Source organism: bacterium (assembly GCA_028821235.1).
Taxonomy (GTDB): domain Bacteria; phylum Actinomycetota; class Acidimicrobiia; order Spongiisociales; family Spongiisociaceae; genus Spongiisocius.
The window spans coordinates 1-3,150 of sequence record JAPPGV010000080.1; the positions used below are offsets into that span (position 1 = coordinate 1).

Annotated in this window: 3 protein-coding genes; 2 read left to right on the forward strand and 1 reads right to left on the reverse strand. The window is 67.4% G+C overall.

Annotation, left to right across the window (positions count from 1 at the left end):
* Nucleotides 1-974: aromatic ring-hydroxylating dioxygenase subunit alpha (locus tag OXK16_08865; protein ID MDE0376057.1), on the forward strand; the 974-nt coding region annotated here is incomplete at its 5' end.
* An 89-nt stretch (nucleotides 975-1,063) separates the two neighbouring features.
* On the opposite strand, the gene OXK16_08870 is transcribed toward OXK16_08865, so the two are convergent.
* Nucleotides 1,064-1,981 (reverse strand): LysR family transcriptional regulator, encoded by a 918-nt coding sequence (locus tag OXK16_08870; protein MDE0376058.1) that lies wholly within the window; start codon nucleotides 1,979-1,981, stop codon nucleotides 1,064-1,066.
* Nucleotides 1,982-2,175: 194 nt separating this feature from the next.
* Here OXK16_08870 and aceA point away from each other — a divergent pair.
* The coding region (gene aceA, locus OXK16_08875) for an isocitrate lyase (protein MDE0376059.1) at nucleotides 2,176-3,150 on the forward strand (975 nt) is incomplete at its 3' end.

Below are 3,150 nucleotides of genomic sequence, written 5' to 3' on the forward strand. Positions count from 1 at the left end.
TCGACTACTGGCATCCGGTCGCCTACGCCTCGCAACTCGGCGAGGACAAGCCGATCTCCGCCAAGCTGCTGGACGAGCAGATCGTGCTCGTCCGGCTGGACGGCGAGGTGCGGGCCTTTCGCGACCTGTGCGCGCACAGGGGCACGGCCCTGTCGCTCGGCTGGGTGGAGGACGACTCCCTTCGCTGCGCCTACCACGGCTGGAAATACGGGCCGGACGGTATGTGCACGGAGATCCCGTCCCGCTTCGGCACCCGGATCCCGAAGCGGGCCCGGCTTACCCGCTTCGCGGCGGCCGAGGCGGCCGGCCTGATTTGGGTATGCATGTCGGGTGAACCCCGGTTCCCGCTCCCCGAGTTCCCCTATCGGGACGATCCGGGCTTCCGGGTCATCGAGGTGCCGTCATACGACTGGAACTGCTCGATGCCGCGCCGGATCGAGAACTACGTGGACTTCGCCCACTTCGCCTGGGTCCACGACGGGGTGCTGGGTGACCGCGACCAGCCAGAGGTTCCGGACCACGGGATCGGACGGGTGGGACACGAGCTCCGTTTCGACCACCCCCACATGGCCGAGCCGGCCGACTCGGGAAAGAACAAGGGTCTCGAGTCGGGCGGCCCGGTGGATGTCCGGATCGACTACCGCCTGTTCATGCCGAACACGATCCTCCTCGATCAGTGGATCCCTCAGCTCGAGCAGAGATACCTGCTGTTCTTCACGGTGTGCCCGACCGGCCGCAAGACGTCGCGGTGCTTCACCTTCATGGGCCGTGACTACTCGATGGACGAGCAGACCGACCGGGACATGCTCGACTTCAACGCGCTGGTCATCGGCCAGGACCTTCCCATCGTTCAGTCACAGCGGCCGGAGGAACTCCCGATGGACCTGTCGGCGGAGGTCCAGATCAAGGGATCCGACCGGGTGGCGGTCGAGTACCGGCGCTGGCTGAAGGAACTGGCCTACAGCACGGATTGAGTGCGACCCGGCCCGGATTCCGGCCACAGCTGGCATGACGGGCTACACCAGACGGCGCCGCCCTCCCACGAACCCCTGACTGCGGCCCGTCAACCCTTCCTGCCGAGCACGCCCGACAAGTCGCATCCGTGAAGGTCATGCAGGAGGTCGAGGAAGGCCAGCACCGGCGGGCTGTAGTGCTGGGCCCGCCGCACCAGGACGTGGGTGGGCAGGTAGACGCGGTGCTTCTCGGCCATCCGAATGGGCAACAGCCTGCCCATCTCGACCTCGCCCCGGATGGCGCTGCGCGGCAGGAAGGAGATGCCGAGCCCCAGCGCCACCATGCGCTTGGTGGCCTCGATGCTGTCGAGGGTGGTCTCGATCTGCGGGACGATGCCCGCCTCGCGACACGCCTGGTTGATGAGCAGGAAGTAGGTCGAACTGGGGTCGTAGAGGATGAGGGGCTGGCGCGCCACCTCCGAGATCCGGGCGTACCCCTTCTCCGCAAAAGGGTGGTCGGGATAGGCCACGAGAACGATCTCCTCGTCGTACAGGTAGATCGAGTGCACGTCCGGATGCACCAGACCCCTCGACAGGCCCACGTCCACCACGCCGTCGACGATCATGGCGAGAACGTCGGTCGACCGTCCGGTTCGGATGCGCGCTGAGACCTGCGGGTGGCGACGCTGGAAGCGGTCGAGCGTGGGGGGAAGCATGTACGTCCCGATGGTGCGGGCCGAACCGATGGTGATGGTTCCCTGCTGCTCGTCGAGGGTCTGGCGGACCGCCTCCTGGCCCTTGTCCAGGAACTCGAGGACCCGCTCGGCGAAGGGCAGGAAGGCCTCCCCGGCCTCGGTCAGCCGGACACCCCTCCCCATACGGTGAAAGAGCGGGGTACGCAGATCACGCTCCAGCGACCTGATACGGCCGCTGAGCGAAGGCTGGCTCACGAAGGAGGCGCGGGCCGCTCCGCGGAAGCTGCCGATCCGGGCCGCCGCCAGGAAGGACTCCAGTTCTCTCAGTTCCACTCACACCGCCAGAGCCGATAGCTACAGCCTATCAGTTTGATCGAAAGAAACAGGTTAGCTTTATCGCTGAAATGACCGCATACTCCGCCCGTCGCCACCATGCTTACCCGGAGCGATCCCGTCGCGGCGCCACGCGCAGGCAGCGGGAGCACGTCAGTACGAGATAGGTACCCGGGAGGGACGGAGCCATGTCGATGAATGGCCTGAACAGGTTCAGGAGAGCAGCCGCTCTCCAAGCCCGTTGGGACCGGGAGGCAAGGTGGCAGGGCATAGAGCGCCCGTACACCGCCCTTGACGTACTCCGCCTGCGGGGCAGCCTCAGGATCGAGCACAGTATCGCTCGGGCCGGGGCGGAGCGGCTGTGGGAGCTCCTGGAGACCGAGCCCATCATCCGCACGTTCGGCGCCCTGACCGGGGCGCAGGCCGTCCAGATGGTCCGGGCCGGGCTCAAGGCTCTCTACCTGAGCGGCTGGCAGGTCGCCGCCGACGCCAACCTGTCGGGGCAGACCTACCCGGACCAGAGCCTCTACCCGTCCAGCAGCGTGCCGGCCGCGGTCAGGCGCGTCAACAACGCCCTCACCCGCGCCGATCAGATCGCGTCCATCAACGGTGAGACCGGCGTCGACTGGTTCGCCCCGGTGGTGGCCGACGCGGAAGCCGGATTCGGCGGTCCCGTGCACGCCTTCGAGCTGATGAAGGCGATGATCGAGGCAGGGGCGGCCGGCGTCCACTTCGAGGACCAGCTCTCCTCCGAGAAGAAGTGCGGGCACATGGGCGGGAAGGTCCTCGTGCCGACCTCGCAGTTCATCCGCACGCTGACCGCGGCGCGGCTGGCGGCCGACGTGATGGACGTGCCGACCCTCCTCATGGCGAGGACCGACGCCCGCGACGCCGGGCTCCTGATGAGCGACGCGGACGAACGGGACCGCAGGTTCCTGACCGGGGAGCGCACTCCGGAGGGTTACCACGGAGTGCGGGGCGGGATGGAGGCCGCCACGGAAAGGGCCCTGGCCTACGCGCCTCTCGCGGATCTGCTGTGGTTCGAGACCTCGAGACCGGACATCGAGGAAGCTGCGGCCTTCGCCGAGGCGATCCACGCCCGGTTCCCGGGCAAGCTGCTGGCCTACAACTGCTCCCCCTCCTTCAACTGGAGACACCACCTGAGTGAC